The sequence below is a fragment of the Pelagibius sp. genome, assembly GCF_965227505.1.
Lineage (GTDB): Bacteria > Pseudomonadota > Alphaproteobacteria > Kiloniellales > Kiloniellaceae > Pelagibius.
The window spans coordinates 1,168,747-1,187,027 of record NZ_OZ245757.1 but is presented as its reverse complement, the minus strand read 5'-3'; the positions used below and the strand labels follow the sequence as shown (position 1 = coordinate 1,187,027).

Genomic DNA, 18,281 nt, shown 5'->3' with positions numbered 1-18,281 from the left:
TTCCGCATCGTTCCGGTCCGGTTCCGGGGCTGCGGCGTCGACCACCCCCGGCCCCCGCCGGTCGCGTGGTGGTCCATCCTCGAAAGCCGTTTGTTTCTGTTGAAAGTCTGGCGCGTTTGCGCCTCTCTTTGCAAGCCGGTGACGGGGGCGCAGTCCGTTGTGGCAGTGCGCCTCCACACCGATGATGGGACTGGCGGAAAAGTTGGGGCAGGGCGGCCACTTTTGCGATGAACCTCATCCTTCGTCTGATCAAGGTGCTGCTGGCGGCGAGGCTCGGGTCCGCCCTGGGGGTGCTCGACGTCTCGGTCATCCGCCTGCGGGTCTGGCCCAACGACCTGGACTTCAACCTTCACATGAACAACGGGCGTTACCTGACGGTCATGGATCTGGGGCGGATCGATCTCATGGCGCGTAACGGCTCCCTGAAGATCTTTCGCCAGCGCCGTTGGATGCCCGTCGTCGCCGCCCAGACCATCACCTTTCGCCGCTCGCTCCGGCCGCTGCAGGTTTTCGAACTGCATACCCGCGTGGTGTGCTGGGACGACGACTTCGTCTACATGGAGCAGATTTTCATGGCGGACGGGCGGATCTCCGCGCTGGCCCTGGTCCGCGCGGCTTTCGTCGAGGACGGGCGCAAGATCCATTCCGCCGATGTCCTGGCCGCGCTCGGCGTGCGGCGGCGTTCGCCGCCCATGCCCTCCGGCATCAAGGCCTGGACGGCGGTGGAAGACTGGCACCGCGAAACCAGCTCGGCCGACGTGCGCCACCGGGAATCCGAAGCGGAGGCGGAGGTGCCGGAAGAATCGCCCTGAGGCTCCACCACTGTACCTGCGCTCCAAAGCCTTATCGTGAAACTGGAATTCTTCAATATAAGACATTGAAATACTGGGATCTTCCTTGTTCCATGCTTAAACGGCAGGGGCGGCATGCGGGCAGGCCGCTGGTGAGGCAAGGTCAGCCGGTGCTACCCTCCAGGCTTCGCGTCTTCCTTTACCCAGCGGACCCAAACTTTTGTCGACGCCGTCGTCGGGCCGGGTGCGGCGCAAAGCCGATGCCGGTCTGCTGATCGTCCTCGTTGTCGCCGTTGCGGCCGGCGCCCTCTGCTATGTGCTGAAGGGGCCGGAGATCTTCTGGCAGGTTCTGCACGACGATCTCTGGCTGCTGGCCGCCATCTCGCCGAAGGTTCTGGCCGGCGTTCTGCTGGCGGGCTTGCTGACGGTGCTGCTGCCGCGTGAGCAGGTGGCGCGCTGGATGGGATCGCGCTCCGGCTTCAAGGGGCTGGCCCTGGCGGCTGTGGCCGGGGCGCTGCTGCCGGGCGGCCCGATGATGATCTTTCCGCTGGCCGTTGCGCTCGGCGCTGCCGGTGCAGACATCGGCACCGCCACCGCCTTCATCGCCGGCTGGGCTCTGCTCAGCGTCAACCGCACCCTGGTCTGGGAGATGTCGTTCTTCGACAACGACTTCGTCCTGCTGCGCTACGCGCTCAGCCTGCTGCTGCCGTTGTTGCTGGGATGGCTGGCCCGTCAGCTCTTCGGAAAGGCGAGGCAGGCGGCGGAGCGGACGCCCGAAGAACAGGCAAGGGAACAGGAGGGCGGGGAGTGAGCATCCTGATCGCCTCCGTGCTGCTGTATGGCGCGGTTCTCGGTCTGGGCGTGCTGGCCTACCGGCGCGGCGCCGGCGCCATCCCGGAGGCGTTGCGTATCGCGCGGGACCAGGCCCTTTCCGTTGCCCCGCGGATCGTGTTGGCCGTCATCGGTGCCGGCTTCATCGCCGCGCTGGTGCCGCCGGAATGGGTTGCCACCTTCGTCGGCCGCGACACCGGTCTTGCCGGTTTGCTGCTGGCCAGCCTCATCGGGGCACTGACCCCCGGCGGGCCGATGCTGGCCTTCGCCGTCGGCGGCGGGGCGCTGGAGGTGGGGGCAGGGGCGCCGCAGATCATGGCCTTCGTCACCGCCTGGTCGCTCTACAACCTGAACCGCCTGCTGGTCTGGGAGGTGCCCATCGTCGGCCGCCTGCCGGCCCTGCAGCGTTTCGTCCTGGCGCTGCCCCTGCCGGTCATCCTGGGTTTCGTGGCCGGTCAGCTCGGCGCGTTCTGAGCGCGCCCCGGCTGCATCCCGGGCGCGCCGTTTCTGAGGCGCCTGCGGCTTGTTGGATGCCGGTATTCAGTGCTGGCGGGCGCGGACGATGATGCTGTCGATGGTCTCCTCGCCCAGGGCGCGGCAGGCCTCGAGGCGGTGCAGGCCTTCCTGAAGCACGTAGCGGCCATTGCCCTGGCGTACGGAAATCGGCATTTTCAGGCCTTCCTCCATGATGCTTTCGGCCAGCGCTTCGACCGTCTCGGCCTTCAGCGTGCGCTTGCGTTTGGCCGGCACGTAGATTTCGGCGATTTTCAGGCTGACTGATTCCATGCTCCGCCTCTCCGCTTCGTGGCCTCGGCGTCTTCCGGCGGCCAAGCTGCACGATTGGCGAAGTCTAAGCCCGGCGGGTTAACGGAATCCAGCCTGCAGCGGCTCTGTCGTCCTTTTGGGCGCTGTCAGCCGGCGCTGCGCACCCTTGCCACGGCGTCCTTCCAGCCGGCGTAGCGCTCATCCCGCTCGCCATCGGCCATCTGAGGCTCGAAGCGGGCATCGCACTGCCACTGTCCGGCGATGGCTTCCACATCGGGCAGCAGGCCGCGGCTGAGACCGGCGAGGCAGGCTGCCCCCAGGGCCGTGGTCTCCGCCACCTGGGGCCGTTCCACGGCAACGCCCAGAATGTCGGCCAGCATCTGCAGCATCCAGTCGTTGGCCACCATGCCGCCGTCGACCCGCAGGGCCTCCAGCCCGGCGGCGCCGTCGGCCCGCATCGCCTCCAGGAGGTCGCGGGTCTGGTAGCAGACCGCCTCCAGGGCCGCGCGCACGATTTCGGCCGGGCCGCTGGCGCGGGTCAAGCCGAAGACCGCGCCGCGCGCTTCCGCATCCCAGTAGGGTGCACCAAGGCCGGTGAAGGCGGGTACGAGATAGAGCCGCTGGCTGGTGTCCGCCTGCTTGGCCAGGGCCTCGGTTTCCTGCGCCGAGCGGATGATGCCGAGGCCGTCGCGCATCCATTGCACCGCCGCGCCGGCGACGAAGATGCTGCCCTCCAGGGCGTAGGTGGTCTCCTCGCCCAGGCGGTAGGCGATGGTGGAGAGCAGGCGGTTCTGGGAATGCACCAGGTTCTTGCCGGTGTTGAAGAGGGCGAAGCAGCCGGTGCCGTAGGTCGACTTCATCATCCCGGTCTCGAAGCAGGCCTGGCCGACGGTGGCGGCCTGCTGGTCGCCGGCAATCCCGCCGATGGGCAGAGCGGCGCCCAGGAGATCGCTCTCGGTATCGCCGAAGTCGGCATCGCTGGCCCGCACCTCGGGTAGCAGGCTTTCGGGAATCTTCAGCAGTTCAAGCAGGTCCTTGTCCCAGGTCTGGCGCTTGATGTCGTAGATCAGGGTTCGCGCCGCGTTGGTCGCATCGGTCGCGTGCACCCGTCCGCCGGTGAGCCGCCACAGCAGAAAAGAGTCGATGGTGCCGAAGGCCAGTTCGCCGCGCTCGGCCCGCGCCCGTGTGCCCGGCTCCTTGTCCAGCAGCCAGGCGATCTTGGTGCCGGAGAAGTATGGGTCCAACAGCAGCCCGGTGCGCTCGCGGAACAGATCTTCGTGCCCGGCGGCGCGCAGATCCTGGCAAAGGTCGGCGGTACGGCGGTCCTGCCAGACGATGGCCTTGTGGATCGCCTTGCCGGTCTCCCGGTCCCAGATCACCGTGGTCTCGCGCTGGTTGGTGATGCCGATGGCGGCGACGTCGGTCATGGCCTTTCCGGCATCGGCCACGGCCCCCGCGCAGACTTTCAGGGTGTCCCGCCAGATATCCTCCACGTCGTGCTCGACCCAGCCGGACTGGGGAAAATGCTGCGGCAGTTCCTGCTGCGCCTGGCCGAGGATCCGGCCTTCGGGCGAGAACAGAATGGCCCGGGTGCTGGTAGTCCCCTGATCGATTGCCAGAATGCTGTTGCCTTCGGCCATGGCGCCGCGTCCCCCCAAGACAGAGTCGTTCTTCAGAATTGTTCTTTTCCGAGCGCGAGCTGCCGTCGAAGCGGCGTCGCTGCGCGCGCATGGTGTCGGCCCGGCGGGCGAAGATCAAGCCTTCGGAATGTCCGCCAAGCGCTGCCGTGGTACCGTCTTTAAGCAATTTCTGATCAATTGATCTGCGTCAAGGCAACAGGCGGTTGCGCGGCGATAGGGTGCTGCATCTGTCGCGCTTCGGGAGGTGGTCCCCACCATAACTCTTGGCCTTCCGAGCGGCAGACCGGTCTTAGCCCAGTTGGACCGGAGCGGACATTTCGGAGGCTTTCCGAAGCAGTGTCCGCAAGCTATAGCCCGGTGCCGATCACTCCCGGCACCGGGCCGTTTTTTTGGGCGCGCCGTTCAGACTGGTGGGTGTTGCAGTGAAGGTCAGCGCGCCGGGCGACGCCTGGGGCTTCGCCGGGAGCCGCGACGGGAGTCGCGCGGGTCCTTCGGCCAGTCGATATAGTCCGGGGGTTGTCGCCGCACCCATGAGATGAAGCGGCGGAGATCCGGATGGTCGCGCAGGGCGACGGGGTCGGCGAAATCCGCCGCCAGCGCCTTTCCATCGAAGAGCCGGTGGATCATGCGGTGGCAGACCACGTGCAGAAAGGCGGCCTCCGCGCCGCCCTCGCCGCGCGGTACCCAGTGGTGGCGGTCGACGCTGGGCCCTTTGATCATCGAGCGCCCGCAGATCGGGCAGGGGCCGAGACTCTCTGAGTCCGTCATCGCGTGGTCGTCATGGCCGGTGCTCAGTCGAACGGCAGCGGCTGCGGCACGCTGCGCCGCGCGGCAGCGATCGCCGGTGTCGGGAAAGCCGCCGCCTGCCGCTTCAGCCAGTCGCGCAGCGCCTGTACCTCCGCCGTGGTCTCCCGGCCCGGCAGGCAGACGAACCAATGGGCGCAGTCGTAGGGCACGCGGGCCTCGAAAGGGGCGACCAGACGGCCGGCTTCGAGGTCGTCGCGGGCCAGGGCGGTGTGCCCCAGAATGACGCCGCGGCCGTCGATGGCGGCCTGCATGGCCATGGAACTGTCCAGGAACTCGGCCCCCATCCTGAAGCGTTCGCTCGACAAGCCGGCTTGCCCCAGCCAGTCGGCCCACTCGGTGCCGAAATCGCGCAGCAGAGTCTCGCCGACCAGATCTTCCGCCCGGGCCAGCCGCGCAGCCACCGGCGGGCTGCACATCGGCGTCAGTTCCTCGGTCAGCAGGACCTCCGCAAAAAGATCCCTGTAGCCGCCCGGGCCATGGCGGATGGCACAGTCGATGCCGTCGCGCGCCAGGTCCACCACCTCGAAGCTGGTGTGGATGCGCAGCGAGATCTCCGGATGCGCCTCGATGAAATCGCCGAGGCGTGGCATCAGCCACTTGTGCGCAAAGCTCGGCAGGCAGGACAGGGTGAGCCGGCCGGGCTGCTGGTCCTTGCGCAGCTCTGCCGTGGCGGCGCCGATGAGGCGCAGCGCTTCCCGCACCGCCAGGACATAGCGCTCACCGGCGCTGGTCAGCCGCAGTTCCCGGTGCTGGCGTCGGAACAGCTTGACCCCCAGGGCGTCCTCCAGGACCCGCACCTGCTGGCTCACCGCGCCCTGGGTCACGCAGAGCTCGTCAGCCGCCCTGGTGAAGCTCAGGTGGCGGGCGACGGCTTCGAAGACCCGCAGGCTCTTGAGCGGCGGCAGTGTGTTCATCCCTCCACGTTACATTAGATTTTCTGATAGTTGAACCCAGAAAACATGGTTTGTCAGGATCAAGCCTCTCAAACTATCTGGTGCTCCACGCCGCGCGACAGTCGACCCTCGGACAAGGAGCATCCCGGCATGGCCAGCGTGGCAATCTTCTTCATGACCGTTTTCATCTGGGGCAGCACCTGGATCGCCATCAAGTACCAGGCCGGCCCCGTGGCGCCGGAGGCCTCGGTGGCCTACCGCTTTCTGGGCGCAGCGCTGCTGCTCTTCCTCTGGTGCGGACTGCGCGGCCTTCCGCTGCGCTTTGCGCCGCGCGATCACCTGTTCATGGCGCTGCAGGGGCTTTGCCTGTTCTGCCTCAACTACGTTCCGCTCTACTGGGCCAGCAAGTGGCTGACCAGCGGCTTGGTGGCGGTGGCCTTCTCGACCGTGGTGCTGTTCAGCCTGCTGCTTGGCCGTATGGTCGACCGCAAGCCCATCGAGCGGCGTGTCGGCCTCGGGGCGCTCTGCGGCGTGGCAGGGCTCTGCCTGGTCTTCTGGCCGGAACTGGACGGCCTCGTTCTTTCCGACCTTACGCTGATTGCGATCCTGCTTACGCTGTTCGGGGCCTTCATGGGATCGAGCGGAACCGTGATCGGCAGCCGCAACAGCAAGGCGGGTATTCCGGTGGTGCAGGTCAGCGCCTTCGGCATGCTGTACGGCGGGCTGGCCACCGCGGTCTATGTGACCCTCGCGCCGGCAGAGGTCGCGGGCGGATGGGCCTGGGATCCCGCGCCGTCCTACGCGGTCTCGCTCGCTTACCTCATCCTCTTCGGATCGGTGATCGGCTTCTGGGGCTTCCTCACCATCGTTGCGCGTCTGGGACCGGCGCGTGCGTCCTACATTCCGGTCCTGTTTCCGGTGGTGGCCCTGGCCATCTCGACGCTGGTGGAGGGCTATGTCTGGTCGCCCGAGGCGGTTGCTGGCCTTGTGCTGGTGCTGGCTGGCAACGCGCTGGTGTTGATGAAGCCCGGCGCCGGTTCCTCCCCCGCCGGTCCTTCCCTTGGCGCGGTTCAGAAGTCTTCGTCGCCGAAAGCCAGTGTCGAGTCGGCACCGCCGGTGACGGCGTCCGCCAGCCCCGCGGCTTCGCCCAGCAGATTCTCTGCATAGAACCGGGCCGTCTTGATCTTGCCGGCCAGGGTCGAGGGGTCGTTGCCGCCGTTCTGCTGGGCCGCCTTTGCCAACAGCCAGCCGCCGAGGACGACCCCGAAGAGACTCTGGAAGGCGGTGGCGGAGGCGGCGCCCCGCGCAAGGTCCGTGCCGCCTTCTTCGAGCATCCAGACCGCAGCCCGGTCAAGCGCTTCGAGACTCTTCGCCAGAGGTGCGCGCAGGGCTGAGAGGTCGCTGTTGCCGTTCACAGCCGGCAGGCCGGCGCGCATCTCCATCAGCAGCTGCGTCATGGCCGCGCCTTTGTCGCGCAGCAGTTTGCGGGTGAAGAGGTCGATGGCCTGGATGCCGTTTGTGCCTTCGTAGATCGGCAGGATGCGGGCGTCGCGGTAGTGCTGGGCGGCCCCTGTCTCCTCGACGAAGCCCATGCCGCCGTGGATCTGGACGCCCAATGAAGCGACGTCGCACCCGACGTCCGTGCACCAGGACTTGGTGACCGGGATCAGCAGATCGATCAGGGCCTGCTGCGCCGCGCGGCGCTCGGCGTCCGGCTCCCGCTTCGCGCGGTCGAGCGCCGCGGCGGCCCAGTAGGTCAGCGCCCGCGCCGCCTCGGTCTTCGCCTTCATGGTCGCCAGCATGCGGCGCACGTCCGGGTGGCGGACAATCGTCACCGGCCCGTTTCCTCCGTCGATCGGGCGGCTCTGGACGCGATCGAAGGCATAGCCTCGGGCCTGCTGATAGGCGCGCTCGGCGACCGCGACGCCCTGGATGCCGACGGCGAGGCGGGCATTGTTCATCATCGTGAACATGCAGGCCATGCCCTCATTCTCTTTCCCGATCAGGTAGCCGATGGCGCCACCGGAATCGCCGTAGGCCATGACCGCCGTGGGCGAGGCCTTGATGCCCAGCTTGCGCTCGATGGAAACGCAGCGCAGGTCGTTGCGTGGGCCGAGGCTGCCGTCTTCGTTCACCAGGACCTTGGGGACCAGGAAGAGGCTGATGCCCTTGGTGCCCGGCGGCGCATCGGGCAGTCGGGCGAGCACCATATGGACGATGTTCTCCGTGAAGTCGTGCTCGCCGTAAGTGATGTAGATCTTCTGACCGGAGATCAGATAGTGATCGCCGTTGCGCTCCGCCCTGGTTCTGAGCGCGCCGACGTCGGAGCCGGCCTGCGGCTCCGTCAGGTTCATGGTACCCGCCCACTCGCCGGAAATCAGTTTCGGCAGATAGGTCTCCTTCTGCTCGGGGCTGCCGTGCTCCTGCAGCAGTTCGACGGTCCCGGCCGTCAGCAGCGGGCAGATTCCGAAGCTGAGGTTCGCCGCGTGCCAGATCTCCTGGACCGCCGAGGCCAGGGTCCAGGGCAGCCCCTGACCGCCGTAGTCCGGGTCGAAGGGCAGGGCATTCCAGCCGCCTTCCACGAACTGTCCATAGGCCTCGCGAAAGCCGTGCGGGGTGCGCACCACCCCGTTTTCGTAGACCGATCCCTCCCGGTCGCCGGGATGGTTCAGGGGTGCCAGGACCTCGCCGGCCAGTTTGCCCGCTTCTTCCAGAATGGCGTCGACCAGGTCCGGCGTCGCCTCCTCGTAGCCCGGCAGCTTGGCGATCTCCGGCAGATCGGCAACGGCATTCAGGGCAAAGCGCATCTCCGCCAGCGGTGCGGCATAGGTCATGGCAGGTAAACTCCAAAGGGCGCCCAGAGGACCGGCTTTCCCGCCGGACTTTGCCCAAAGCGGGGCCGGTTCTTGCTGAATTCTACAGTAGCAAGATGGAGTAGCAGGCTCCACTTGGCAATGCTTGCGGCAGTCCCCGGAACACCGTCTTGAACCCGGGCCCGGCCTGCGCTCGACAGAGACGAAGGATCGTGCAAGGACTGGCGTGACGACCGTGGAATGAGCCGATGGACAAAGCCTACCAACTGCAGCGTGCCCTGTTGGGGTACGCGGCCGGCGCCGGTCTCGCCGTGCTCGTCATCGCGGTCAGCGTCGGCCCGGTCGCCGGCGCTTTTGCCTTTCTCGTGGGCGCGGGGCTTGCCGTGGCCTGCGGCATCTTCGTCTTCCTGCCGATCGTCCTGCTGCTGATCTGGATGGGGCAACTGCGCATCTGGTGGATCGTTCTGCTGTCGCCGGCGCTGCTGCTTGCCGGCGGATACATTCTCTCGCCGCCGGGGGAGTCCTGGTTGAACGTGGTGCTTGCCCGGAGCGACGGCGGGCTCACGGTGAACTGGCAGGCTGCCTTCGCTGCCGCTTTCGCCGCTTGCTGCGGTCTCGTCGGCTGGGTCGTCGGCTTCGGGTTCCGTGTCCGCCCGCAGGCACTGGAAGACGAGGCCGATTGAAACGCTAGCGGGCCAGCAGGCGATCTCCCTCGCGGTGCAGGCGCTCGGCGGCGAAGTCGATGAAGCTGCGGATCTTGGCCGCCGCCCGACGGCCTTCGGCGTGGAGCAGGTGGATCGGCATCTCGGCTTCGTCGTGACCGGCCAGGAGTTCCACCAACTGCCCCTCGGCCAGGGCGTCGGCGACCTGGTAGGAGAGGGCACGGGTCACGCCCCAGCCCTCAAGCGCCGCGTCGATGGACGCCTGCATGGTGTTCACCGTCAGGGCCGGGGCCAGCCGCAGGTTTTGCTGATCATTGCCTTTCACAAAGCCCCAGACCGGCGCGTCGTCGACGCTGGCCGGGAAGATGACGCGGTGATCGCGCAGCGCCGCCGGCGCCGCCGGAGTTCCATGACGTTTCAGATAGTCCGGTGCCGCCACCACGACGCGCCGGACCGCGCCGACCCGCCGGGCGATCAGCGAGGAGTCCGGCAGGTCGCCAATGCGCAGCGCCACGTCCAGGCCTTCGTCCAGCAGGCTCACGTTGCGGTCCAGGAACAGCGCGCTTGCGGTGACGGCCGGATAGGCATCCAGAAAGGCGCGCAGGACGGGCGCGACGAAACGCTGGCCGAAGAGCACGGGCGCCGTCACCCGCAGGTGGCCGCTGGGCGCGGCCTGCGATCCCGCCACCGTGCTTTCCGCTTCCTCCAGATCGGCCAGGATGCGCTGGGCATCCTCGCGCAGGCGCTGGCCCGCCTCGGTCAGCGTCACCTTGCGGGTGGTGCGCGTCAGAAGCCGCGCGCCCAGGCGCGCCTCCAGACCGGTGATCAGCCGCGTGACGGCCGGCGGCGAACTGCCGAGGCGGCGTGCCGCCGCGTTGAAAGCCCCTTCCTCGGCCACGGCGACGAAGGCAGCGAGTTCTCGAAAGCGATCCATTATTCCAGCAATCGGAATTATATCTTCTGAATTTGAGATATTATTCTGAACTGAGGCAGATGTCATCTTCTCTGCACGGGCGGCGCCAACACCGTCCGGGAGATCCACGGGCCGCGGCACGGCGGCCTTCGCAAGAGGAGATGCACCATGGCCCGCGCTTTTGCAGAGATCGCTTTCACCGAGGCGGTGCGCGCCGAACAGACGCGCCAGGGCTCGGCCGCGAGCTATGCCAGGTTCCTCGAACCGGCGGCCGAAGGCGGCGACAGCCTGACCGCGCGGGAGGCGGACTTCATCGCCGCCCGCGACGGCTTCTTCCAGGCGACGGTCAGCGAGACCGGTTGGCCCTATGTCCAGTTTCGCGGCGGCCCCGCCGGTTTCCTGAAGGTGCTGGACGAGAAGACGGTTGCCTATGCCGATTTTCGCGGCAACCGGCAGTACCTCAGCGTCGGCAACCTGAAGGGCGACGACCGGGTCTCGCTGATCCTGGTCGACTACCCGAACCGCCGCCGGCTGAAGGTCTGGGGCCATGCCCGGATTGTGGAGCGCGCCGACGACCCGGCGCTGGTCGACAGCCTGCACGACGCCGCCTACCGGGCGAAGCCGGAGCGTGCGGTTGTGATCACGCTCGCCGCCTTCGACTGGAACTGCCCCCAGCACATTCCCCAGCGCTTCACCTTGGAGGAGCTGGAGCCGGTGCTCGCCCCGCTGAAGGAAGAGCTGCGCCGCCTGGAAGCGGAGAACGCCGCGTTACGCGCCGGGACGGGCGCCGTCGCTGAAACGGCCGGCTGACGGCGCCCCGTCGCGCACCCGAACCCATCCCTGAAAACCGAGATGAGAGATTCGAAAGGAGAGACCAATGCTTGACCGAGTCTATGGTTTTGCCAGTGCAACGGCTCTGACGCTCGCACTGACACTTGGATTGGCCGCTGCCTCCGCGGCCGACGACTCTACTTCAGCCACCACTGGACCCGCGGACGGCGTGCAGTTCGGCAAAGTCGTGATCGACGAGGTGGAGATCGCCTATCGCGAGGCCGGCGATCCCTCCAGGCCGACCGTGCTGCTGCTGCACGGCTTCCCGACCTCCTCCCACATGTTCCGCGACCTGATTCCGGTTCTGGGTGAGCGCTATCATGTGCTGGCCCCGGATTACCCGGGCTTCGGGGCCTCGGCCATGCCCTCGGTCGAGAACTTCGATTACAGCTTCGATCGACTGGCCGAGATGATGACCGCCTTCATCGACCGCAAGGGCGTCGGGCGCTACGCCGTCTACCTCATGGATTACGGCGCACCGGTGGGCTACCGCATGTTCGCCGACAATCCTGGGCGCGTCACCGGCTTCATCATCCAGAACGGCAATGCCTACGAAGAGGGGCTGCCGGAGTTCTGGGACCCCATCCGCGCCTACTGGGCCGACCGCTCGACGGAGAACGGCGACGCGCTGCGCGGCTTCCTGACGCTGGAAGCCACCAAGTGGCAGTTCCTCCACGGCACCCAAAACCCGGCGCAGATCAGCCCGGACAACTTCTGGCACGTGCAGTACCTGCTCGACCGGCCGGGCAACCAGGAAATCCAGCTTGCCCTGTTCTACGACTACCGCACGAACGTCGCGCTTTACCCTCAGTGGCAGGCCCTGTTCCGCGCGCATCAGCCGCCGGCCCTGCTGGTCTGGGGCAGGAACGACGAGATCTTCCCGGAAGCGGGGGCCCATCCCTACAAGCGCGACCTCAAGGACATCGAGTTTCATCTGCTCGATACCGGCCACTTCGCGCTGGAGGAGTACGGCGCCTTCATCGCCGAGCGTATGCTGGCCTTCCTCGACTGGGTCGCCCGATGAAGGCTGGACTCCAGCCCCGTAGTCCTCTGAGTGCCGCGTCACATCGCGTGTGACGCGGCACTTTGCTGCTGACGCCTCTGCATCGATTGACTAGCATTGCCGAATGGCTGAGATCGTCAATCTGCGGCAGGCGCGCAAGCGCCTGAAGCGTCAGGAGAAGGCCGAAAAGGCGACGGAGAACCGGACCCGCTTCGGCCGCAGCAAAGCGGAGCGCCGCAAAGCCGAAGCGGAGCGCGACAAGACGGCGCGGGACCTGGACGGCAAGAAACTCGACTGAACGCCGGCGCAAACTGCGAAGCTCTTGCGTCCTTCTGCAGCTCCCGATCATCATACAGCGAAAGATGACTTTGGACTCCCGGGCCGTATGTATCCGAAAGTCCGAGAGCTTTCCGCCGCGACCCTTCCAGGGGATATGAAGGGACCACACCGTCGATGAAGTCTTCGAACAGACAGGCGGCCGGGCCGTTGGTGGCGGCCCTGCTGCTGGCCTTCGCATCGGCCTGCTGGGGCGGCAACATCACCCTCGGCCGGGCGATCGCGACCGAGATCCCGCCGGTCGGGCTCAGTTTCTGGCGCTGGCTGCTGGCTTTCTGTGTGCTGCTGCCCTTCGTCTACGTCCGGCTGCGCGCCGACTGGCCGGCCGTGCGGCGGCACTGGCGCTTTCTGGCCCTGCTCGCTTTCTTCGGGATGGCCGCCTTCCACACCGCCCTCTATCTCTCGGTGAACTTCACCACGGCCACCAATGCGGCGCTGCTGGTGGCTATCTGCCCGGTGCTGGTGCCGGTGCTGTCCTGGGCCATCTACCGCGAGGCGGTGACCCTGCGGCTCGTGGTGGCGACGGTCGTCTCGCTGCTGGGCGTCGTGGTGGTCGTGACCCGCGGCGATGTCGAGCGCGTGCTGGCGATCAGCTTCAACACCGGCGACCTGACCATGCTGATCGCCGTATTCACCTGGTCTGTCTACACCGTGCTGGTGAAACGCCGGCCGCCGGAGCTGCACCCCCAGGTGCTGCTGGCCGTCACGATGCTCTTCGCCATTGCCATGCTGTTTCCAGTCTATCTCTGGGAGACCGCGACGCTGCGGGCGATGCCCGTGTCGACGGCTTCGGCGGTTACGCTCGCCTACGTGGTGGTCTTCGCCTCGCTCCTGGCCTTCCTCGCCTTCAACCGCGGCATCGAGGTTCTCGGTCCCAACATCGGCGGCCTGTTCATGCATCTGGTGCCGGTCTTCGGTGCCGTCTTTGCCTTCACCTTTCTGGGCGAGCGGTTGCAGGCCTTCCATGCGGTGGGGATTGCCGCCATCGTCGCCGGTATCGTCATGGCAAGCTGGCGCCGCCGCGCGCAGGCTCCGTCGCCCTCGGCGGGGGCATGAGGGTTCGCGATATGGGCCGTCAAGACGGCGAAGGCATGACTGCGGAGGACGTGACGGCTTTCTGTGCCGCGATGGCGGCACGGGGCATCGGCATCTGGCTTGACGGCGGCTGGGGTGTCGACGCTCTGCTGGGTCGTCAAACCCGCGCGCACAGCGATCTCGACATCGTCGTGGAGGAAAAGGACCTTCAGGACGTGGTCGGATTTCTGCAGGGGAGCGGCTATCGCGATCTGCCGCGCCCCGATACGCGCCCCTGGAACTTCGCCCTGGGCGACCAAACAGGCCGCATCGTCGACCTTCATGTGGTCGTGCTCGATGACCGGGGCAACGGACGCTACGGCCCGCCGGAAGCGGGCGAGGGGTGCTATCCGGCCGAAGCCCTGGAAGGGCGGGGCGAGGTGAACGGCCGGGCGGTGCGCTGCACGTCGGCGGCGTTCCAGGTCCAGTCCCACAGCGGTTATGCCCTGACCGACAAGGACCACCGCGATGTCACGGCGCTGGCCGAGGCCTTCGATCTCGAACTGCCGGCCGCGTTCCGCGACCGGCCGCGCTAAACCGCGATCACCTTGCCCGGATTCATGAGGTTTTGAGGATCGAGGGCCGTCTTCACCCGGCGCATCATCTCGATTTCGAGGGGCGCCTTGAAGCGTGCGTTCTCCGCCACCTTCATATAGCCGATGCCGTGCTCGGCGGAGATCGAACCGCCCATCTCGACCACCAGGCTGTGCACGGCCTGGTTCACCTCGTCCCAGCGCGCCAGATAGGCTTCCCGGTCGGCATCCTCCGGCTGCGACAGGTTGAAGTGGATGTTGCCGTCGCCCAGGTGGCCGAAGGCCACGGGACGGATGCCGGGCACCATCTCCCCGACGAGGGCCAGGGCGCGCTCCAGGAAGGCCGGCACCTTGGAAACGGGAACCGAAACATCATGCTTGATGGAGCCGCCCTCGAACTTCTGACCTTCGACCAGTCCTTCGCGGATGCGCCAGAAAGCGGTGGCCTGGCGTTCGTTGGCTGCCAGCGCCGCATCGATGACCAGCGACCCCTCATGAGCGTCGGCCAACAGGTCTTCCAGTACGCCTGCAAGTCCACCATCAGACTGGCCGGCAGCCAGTTCCATCAGCACGTACCAGTCATGGCGTTCCGCCAGCGGGTCTTCGATCCCATCCACATGGCGCATGGCAAAGTCGAGGCCGATGCGGGGGATCAGCTCGAAGGCGGTCACCCGGTCGCCGGAGGCGCTGCGGGTACGGGCCAGCAGGTCGATGGCGGCCTCCGGGTCCGGGATCGCGACGAAGGCGACGGCGGTTTCCCGCGGCCGGGGAAAGAGCTTCAGGGTTGCCGCGGTGATGATCCCCAGGGTCCCTTCCGCACCGATGAAGAGATGCTTCAGATCGTAGCCGGTGTTGTCCTTCCGCAGGGCGGTGAGCCCGTCCCAGACGCTGCCGTCCGCCAGCACCACCTCCAGACCCAGCACGAGGTCGCGGGCATTGCCGTAGCGCAGGACGTGAATGCCGCCGGCATTGGTGGAGAGATTGCCGCCGATCTGGCAGGAGCCTTCGGCGCCGAGACTGAGGGGGAACAGCCGGTCGACGCCTTCGGCGGCGGCCTGGACGTCTTGCAGGATGCAGCCGGCCTCTACCGTGATGCTGTAGTCGGTCGGGTCGAGATTGCGCACGCGCGCCATCCGCCCCAGGTTGATCAGGACCGCATCGTCCCCGGCGAAGGGCACCGCACCGGCGACGAGGCCGGTGTTGCCGCCTTGCGGCACCATCGGCACCCCGGCCTCGGCGCAGAGCGCCACGGCCTTGGACACCTCCTCCGTGCTTGCCGGGCGGATCATGAAGGGCGTCTGTCCCTCATAGCGGCCGCGCTGTTCTTTCAGGAAGGGGGCGAGGGCCTCGGCATCGCCGACAACGCCTTTTTCGCCCAGCAGCGCGGTCAGCTTCGCGCGCAGGTCATCATAGTCAGCGGTCTTGGGGCTCGCAGCGTCCATAGCCGGAGTCTAATACCCTCCCGATGTTCTGACCAGCATGTGCGGAACCTAGGTCAGACTGTGCTCTCAAGTATGGCTGCGGGGCGCGGCGGCACGGCGCAGGCGGTCGTTGATGGCAACGCCAAGATCATGGTCGGGAACCGGCATCGCGGCAATCGCCCGGGCCCCGCTCATATCCAGGGTGTGGAGATGGGCGAAGAGGTTGGCTGCGGCCTCGGCAAGATCGCCCGCCTCACTGAGGTTCAAGGTCATCATCGCACCTTGGAGAACCTGGGGCCCGAAGGCCAGCAGGGCCTCGTCGGCCTCCACACTCTCGGCGGCGAGGCGCAGCGGTTTGGCGGGGGCATAGTGACTGAGCAGCATGCCCGGCGCCTTCACCGCCGCGTCATGGCCGGGATCGGCGACCGGCCCCAGAACCGATTCCAGGTCTTCCGCCGTCACCGCGCCCGGGCGCAGGATCGTCGGCTGCGGGACGGAGAGATCCAGCACGGTCGACTCCAGGCCGACGGCGCAGGGTCCGCCGTCCAGGATCACGGCGACACGCGCACCCAGGGACCGGGCCACGTGTTCGGCGCAGGTCGGGCTGATTCGGCCCGAGGCATTTGCGCTGGGGGCGGCCAGGGGCAGTCCGGCCTCGCTCAGCAGGCGCTGGGCGACCGGGTGGGCGGGCACGCGCACCGCCTGGGTCTGCAGGCCGGCGCTGCAGAGTAAAGAGAGGGCGCTTTCCCGACGGCGCGGCAACACCAGCGTCAGGGGGCCGGGCCAGAACTGCCGCGCCACGCTCTCAGCCCTGGTGTCGAAGACAACCTCCCTGGCCGCCCCCTCCGCATCACGGAAATGCACGATCAGGGGATTGAACTGCGGGCGCTTCTTGGCTGCGAAGATGCCGGCGACGGCGCGGTCGCTGGTCGCATCGGCGCCGAGGCCGTAAACCGTCTCGGTCGGAAAGGCGACGAGACCGCCGGCCTGCAGGACTTCTGCGGCCTTCCGGAACCCCGCATCGTCCGCTGCCCTGATGTTCGCGCTGTCCAGCTGCATGGCGGCGCAGTCTAACGACGGGCAGCGCAAAGAAAACCCTCGTTGGATGCAGGGGAGAGCGCGGTTGGAGGAATGAGAACCCAACAGGCGGAGTACTGAAAGGCCCCAAACGACGAGACCGGGGCATTTAGCCCCGGTCCTTTGCTCTCGTCAGTCCAGGATCGGTTCCTACCGCGGTTTGGGGAACCTCCTGTCGAGTCACCGCACAGGCTTTGCGGCGGCTATATCGTCACCGGTTTTCCGGCCACGTGCGTATAGCTTGCGACTCATCGAGTGGTCTGGTCAAGAGCCCAATTGTGGAAAAGTCCAGCCCGAACCTGCCTTGCACCGACGATTTTGCATGTGCAAACTCGATGCAAATCGCTATTCGCGCGGGTGGGCAGCATGGCCGCAAAGATTCTTACCGTGGCGCAGCAAAAAGGCGGCGCCGGCAAGACGACCTTGGCGGCCAATCTTGCGGTTGCGTATGCCCAGGCGAAGATGCGTGTTGCGGTTGCCGACATCGACCCGCAGCAGTCGCTGACCATGTGGAATGCGCTGCGCGCGAAGCTGCACGGCGATACTGCGGGCCTCACCATCAGTTCCGTCGGCGGCTGGAAGCTGGCCGGGGAGATCGACCGCCTGAAGCGCGATCACGACGTGGTCATCGTCGACTCCCCGCCCCATGCGGAAACCGAAGCCAAGATCGCGGTGCGCCACGCCCACCTCGTCATCGTGCCGATTCAGCCCTCGCCGATGGACGTCTGGGCGACGGAGCCGACGCTGGATCTGGCGCAGAAGGAAAGGGCACAGGTGCTGCTGGTGCTCAACCGCGTGCCGCCGCGCGCCAACCTGACCGACGAGATGCTGGCGGAGATCAAGGACTACGGCGCCAAGGTGGCGCGCAGCCGCATCGGCAACCGGGTCGGCTTCGGCGGCGCCATGCTGCAGGGCCAGGGCGTCACGGAGTTCCAGAAAAGCAGCCGCGCCGCCCAGGAAATCCGCGCCCTCTCCAAAGAGGTGCTGAAAGCGGCGACTTAGGAGACTCGCTTCACCCCGCCGCCGGCTCCCCGGAGGCGTAGAAGAAGGGGTTCTCGAAGCCGGGCTTGCCGTAGTCCAGCGGTTCGTCGTCCAGGGTGTAAACCTGCCCGCCGGCGGCCAGCAGCACTGCGTGGCCGGCAGCCGTATCCCACTCCATGGTGCGCCCGAAGCGCGGGTAGAGATCGGCGCGGCCGGATGCGACGAGGCAGAACTTCAGGGAACTGCCGGCGGAGACCGTTTCGGCGACCTTGTAGCTGCTCAGGAAGTTCTCCAGGTCTTCGCCTTGGCCATGACGCCGGCTCGCCACGACGACGGCACCTTCTTCGGGGCGTTTGCGCACACGGATGTCCATCAGCGGCTGGTCGGTGTTCGCGAAGACCGCCCGGCCGGCCCCCTTGCCGCCGGCCTCCGTCTCGCCGCAGATTCCGGCCCAGGTCATTGCCATGGCCGGCGCGTGGACGACGCCGGCCACCGGCTGACCGTCCTCGATGAGGGCGATGTTCACGGTGAACTCGCCGTTGCGCGAGATGAACTCCTTGGTGCCGTCCAGCGGATCGACCAGCCAGAAGCGGTTGCCCTCGATGACCGGTACCTCGCCGCCGGCGACAGCCTCCTCGGCGACCACCGGGATGTCCGGCGTCAGGGTGTTCAGGGCGCCGAGAATGAAGGTCTCCGCCGCCTCGTCCGCCTCGGTCACCGGCGAGGCATCGTCCTTGTGGCGCACTTCGATGTCCTCACCTTCGACGTAGTAGGCGAGGATGATCTTGCCGGCCCGCTCGGCGATCAGCTTCAGGGTGGCGAGGATGTCCTCCTCGTTCATCTCCCCGTTCAAGTCCTCGTTCATCTCCGCGGCCGTTTCCGCCAGGGCGCCGTTTTCCGTGCTCAAACC

The 18,281-nt window shown here is 67.0% G+C and carries 20 protein-coding genes; 11 read left to right on the top strand and 9 right to left on the bottom strand.

The window, feature by feature from the left end; genetic code table 11:
• Positions 1 to 227: 227 nt before the first annotated feature.
• From ACO06P_RS05705 to ACO06P_RS05695, 3 genes are all read left to right on the top strand, one after another.
• Entirely contained in the window at positions 228 to 812 is a 585-nt protein-coding gene (locus tag ACO06P_RS05705) for a thioesterase family protein (RefSeq protein WP_420349040.1), read from the top strand.
• 199 nt (positions 813 to 1,011) lie between these two features.
• A complete protein-coding gene (locus tag ACO06P_RS05700) occupies positions 1,012 to 1,602 on the top strand; it encodes a permease (RefSeq protein WP_420349039.1) in 591 nt (196 codons plus the stop codon).
• A complete protein-coding gene (locus ACO06P_RS05695; RefSeq protein ID WP_420349038.1) occupies positions 1,599 to 2,096 on the top strand; it encodes a hypothetical protein in 498 nt (165 codons plus the stop codon). The genes ACO06P_RS05700 and ACO06P_RS05695 overlap by 4 nt, the downstream gene beginning before the upstream one ends.
• 66 nt (positions 2,097 to 2,162) lie before the next feature.
• On the opposite strand, the gene ACO06P_RS05690 is transcribed toward ACO06P_RS05695, so the two are convergent.
• The 4 genes from ACO06P_RS05690 to gcvA form a co-directional block, all read right to left on the bottom strand.
• The gene (locus tag ACO06P_RS05690; RefSeq protein WP_420349037.1) at positions 2,163 to 2,408 is read right to left on the bottom strand and encodes a ParB N-terminal domain-containing protein; all 246 of its coding nucleotides are present in this window, start codon (positions 2,406 to 2,408) and stop codon (positions 2,163 to 2,165) included.
• A gap of 125 nt (positions 2,409 to 2,533) precedes the next feature.
• The gene (gene glpK / locus ACO06P_RS05685; protein ID WP_420349036.1) at positions 2,534 to 4,027 is read right to left on the bottom strand and encodes a glycerol kinase GlpK; all 1,494 of its coding nucleotides are present in this window, start codon (positions 4,025 to 4,027) and stop codon (positions 2,534 to 2,536) included.
• 429 nt (positions 4,028 to 4,456) lie between these two features.
• Complete coding sequence (locus ACO06P_RS05680; protein ID WP_420349035.1) at positions 4,457 to 4,795, bottom strand: HNH endonuclease; 339 nt, start codon at positions 4,793 to 4,795, stop codon at positions 4,457 to 4,459.
• A gap of 23 nt (positions 4,796 to 4,818) precedes the next feature.
• On the bottom strand, positions 4,819 to 5,748 hold the full coding sequence (gene gcvA, locus ACO06P_RS05675) for a transcriptional regulator GcvA (protein WP_420349034.1): 930 nt from the start codon (positions 5,746 to 5,748) through the stop codon (positions 4,819 to 4,821).
• A 129-nt stretch (positions 5,749 to 5,877) separates the two neighbouring features.
• Here gcvA and ACO06P_RS05670 point away from each other — a divergent pair, with 129 nt between their 5' ends.
• The gene (locus ACO06P_RS05670) at positions 5,878 to 6,894 is read left to right on the top strand and encodes a DMT family transporter (protein ID WP_420349033.1); all 1,017 of its coding nucleotides are present in this window, start codon (positions 5,878 to 5,880) and stop codon (positions 6,892 to 6,894) included.
• Here ACO06P_RS05670 and ACO06P_RS05665 read toward each other — a convergent pair.
• Positions 6,798 to 8,561 carry an acyl-CoA dehydrogenase gene (locus tag ACO06P_RS05665; protein WP_420349032.1) on the bottom strand — a complete coding sequence of 588 codons (1,764 nt, stop codon included), beginning with the start codon at positions 8,559 to 8,561 and terminating at the stop codon, positions 6,798 to 6,800. The genes ACO06P_RS05670 and ACO06P_RS05665 overlap by 97 nt on opposite strands.
• Before the next feature lie 227 nt (positions 8,562 to 8,788).
• Between ACO06P_RS05665 and ACO06P_RS05660 the strand changes: the two genes are divergently transcribed.
• Positions 8,789 to 9,223 carry a hypothetical protein gene (locus ACO06P_RS05660; protein ID WP_420349031.1) on the top strand — a complete coding sequence of 145 codons (435 nt, stop codon included), beginning with the start codon at positions 8,789 to 8,791 and terminating at the stop codon, positions 9,221 to 9,223.
• 4 nt (positions 9,224 to 9,227) lie between these two features.
• Here ACO06P_RS05660 and ACO06P_RS05655 read toward each other — a convergent pair whose 3' ends face one another.
• Positions 9,228 to 10,136 (bottom strand): LysR family transcriptional regulator, encoded by a 909-nt coding sequence (locus ACO06P_RS05655; protein ID WP_420349030.1) that lies wholly within the window; start codon positions 10,134 to 10,136, stop codon positions 9,228 to 9,230.
• 147 nt (positions 10,137 to 10,283) lie between these two features.
• Here ACO06P_RS05655 and ACO06P_RS05650 point away from each other — a divergent pair, with 147 nt between their 5' ends.
• From ACO06P_RS05650 to ACO06P_RS05630, 5 genes are all read left to right on the top strand, one after another.
• Positions 10,284 to 10,925 carry a pyridoxamine 5'-phosphate oxidase family protein gene (locus ACO06P_RS05650; protein ID WP_420349029.1) on the top strand — a complete coding sequence of 214 codons (642 nt, stop codon included), beginning with the start codon at positions 10,284 to 10,286 and terminating at the stop codon, positions 10,923 to 10,925.
• 67 nt (positions 10,926 to 10,992) lie between these two features.
• Positions 10,993 to 11,970, top strand: a complete 978-nt coding sequence (locus ACO06P_RS05645) for an alpha/beta fold hydrolase (protein ID WP_420349028.1) — start codon at positions 10,993 to 10,995, stop codon at positions 11,968 to 11,970.
• Positions 11,971 to 12,073: 103 nt separating this feature from the next.
• The gene (locus ACO06P_RS05640; RefSeq protein ID WP_420349027.1) at positions 12,074 to 12,247 is read left to right on the top strand and encodes a DUF4169 family protein; all 174 of its coding nucleotides are present in this window, start codon (positions 12,074 to 12,076) and stop codon (positions 12,245 to 12,247) included.
• A gap of 155 nt (positions 12,248 to 12,402) precedes the next feature.
• Positions 12,403 to 13,341: a DMT family transporter gene (locus ACO06P_RS05635; RefSeq protein ID WP_420349026.1), complete on the top strand. Its 939-nt coding sequence runs from the start codon at positions 12,403 to 12,405 to the stop codon at positions 13,339 to 13,341.
• An 11-nt stretch (positions 13,342 to 13,352) separates the two neighbouring features.
• A complete protein-coding gene (locus ACO06P_RS05630; RefSeq protein ID WP_420349025.1) occupies positions 13,353 to 13,895 on the top strand; it encodes a nucleotidyltransferase domain-containing protein in 543 nt (180 codons plus the stop codon).
• Here the strand turns inward: ACO06P_RS05630 and ACO06P_RS05625 are convergent.
• Together ACO06P_RS05625 and ACO06P_RS05620 are read right to left on the bottom strand one after the other, a co-directional pair.
• Positions 13,892 to 15,334, bottom strand: a complete 1,443-nt coding sequence (locus ACO06P_RS05625) for an FAD-binding oxidoreductase (protein WP_420349024.1) — start codon at positions 15,332 to 15,334, stop codon at positions 13,892 to 13,894. The two genes, ACO06P_RS05630 and ACO06P_RS05625, sit on opposite strands and share 4 nt — an antisense overlap.
• A 66-nt stretch (positions 15,335 to 15,400) precedes the next feature.
• On the bottom strand, positions 15,401 to 16,372 hold the full coding sequence (locus ACO06P_RS05620; RefSeq protein ID WP_420349023.1) for an L-threonylcarbamoyladenylate synthase: 972 nt from the start codon (positions 16,370 to 16,372) through the stop codon (positions 15,401 to 15,403).
• Positions 16,373 to 16,756: 384 nt separating this feature from the next.
• Between ACO06P_RS05620 and parA the strand changes: the two genes are divergently transcribed.
• Complete coding sequence (parA, locus tag ACO06P_RS05615; protein WP_420349022.1) at positions 16,757 to 17,392, top strand: ParA family partition ATPase; 636 nt, start codon at positions 16,757 to 16,759, stop codon at positions 17,390 to 17,392.
• Positions 17,393 to 17,402: 10 nt separating this feature from the next.
• Here the strand turns inward: parA and cysQ are convergent, their stop codons facing one another.
• Positions 17,403 to 18,212, bottom strand: a complete 810-nt coding sequence (cysQ, locus tag ACO06P_RS05610; RefSeq protein WP_420349704.1) for a 3'(2'),5'-bisphosphate nucleotidase CysQ — start codon at positions 18,210 to 18,212, stop codon at positions 17,403 to 17,405.
• Positions 18,213 to 18,281: the final 69 nt, after the last annotated feature.